We start from the raw sequence: 1,414 nt of genomic DNA, 5'->3' as shown, positions 1-1,414 counted from the left end.
GCCAGCAAAGCCTGCGCCTCGATCGGATCACCCAACCGGGTCCCCGTCCCATGCGCCTCCACCAGATCCACATCGGCATAAGACAGACCAGCACCCTCCAACGCCGCACGAATCACACGCTGCTGCGACGGACCATTCGGAGCCGTCAGCCCATTACTCGCACCGTCCTGATTCACCGCACTGCCCCGCACCACCGCCAACACCTCATGCCCCAACCGCCGAGCATCCGACAACCGCTCGACCAACAGCACACCCACACCCTCCGACCAAGCAGCACCATCCGCAGCGCCCGCGAACGACTTGCACCGCCCGTCCCTCGCCAACCCCCGCTGCCGGCTGAACTCCACGAACATGTCCGGGGTGGACATCACGGCCACGCCGCCCGCGAGCGCCATCGAGCACTCGCCCGAACGCAGCGCCTGGGCCGCCAGGTGCAACGCGACCAGCGACGACGAACACGCGGTGTCCACCGTCAGAGAAGGCCCTTCGAGGCCCAGCGTGTAGGAGATGCGACCTGACACCAGGCTGCCTCCGGTGGTTGCGGCGGCCTCCGTTCCCTGGCCGTAGTCGTGGTACATGAGGCCGGCGAAGACTCCCGTCCTGGTCCCCTTCAGGGACCGGGGATCGATGCCCGCGCGTTCGAAGGCCTCCCACGACGCTTCCAGGAGCAGCCGCTGCTGCGGGTCCATGATCAGGGCCTCGTTCGGACTGATGCCGAAGAACGCCGGGTCGAAGTCACCGGCCTCGTAGAGGAAGCCGCCCTCGTTCGCGTAGGTCTTGCCCGGCACTCCCGGCTCGGGGTCGTACACGCCCTCGATGTCCCAGCCGCGGTCGCGCGGGAATCCGGAAACCGCGTCACGGCCGTCGGCGACGAGATCCCACAGGTCGTCGGGGGAAGTCACTCCACCCGGGTAGCGGCAAGCCATGCCCACAATGACGATCGGCTCGTCGTCCAGGTCACGCATGGCGAGCTTGTTGCCAGGCTGTTCCGCCTCCCGCGTCCCGCTTCCGTCGAGCTCCCCGTCGATGTGCCCCGCTACGGCCCGTGAGGTCGGGTAGTCGAAAACGAGCGTCGCGGGAAGCCTGAGCCCGGTCGCCAGGTTCAGTTCGTTACGGAGCTCGACTGCGCTGAGCGAATCGAAGCCGAGCTCCTGGAACGGCCGGTCTGCCTCGATGGCCTGGGCCGACGCGTGACCCAGCACCTTGGCCACTCGGCCGCGGACCAGCTCCAGTATCTTGCGAGCGCGCTCGTCGTCGTCGAGTCCCGCCAGGCTGCGGAGCAGCTCCTGCCCGTCTCCGGCTCCGGCCACCGCGCGGGCAGCAGGTCGTCTGGTGGTGGGGGCGAGGTCGCGGAGGAGTGCGGGGATCGTGTCGGTACGAGTACGCAGCGCGGTGACATCGATCGGCAGCGGGA

The 1,414-nt window shown here is 68.4% G+C and carries 1 protein-coding gene; it reads right to left on the bottom strand.

Features of this window, described 5'->3' with window-relative positions:
- Positions 1-1,414 (bottom strand): type I polyketide synthase (locus tag JGS39_RS39475; protein ID WP_219574579.1); only part of this gene is annotated, 1,414 nt, incomplete at both ends.

It is taken from the genome of Streptomyces poriferorum (genome assembly GCF_019399235.1).
Taxonomy (GTDB): domain Bacteria; phylum Actinomycetota; class Actinomycetes; order Streptomycetales; family Streptomycetaceae; genus Streptomyces; species Streptomyces poriferorum.
This window is presented reverse-complemented; position numbering and strand designations above follow the sequence as displayed.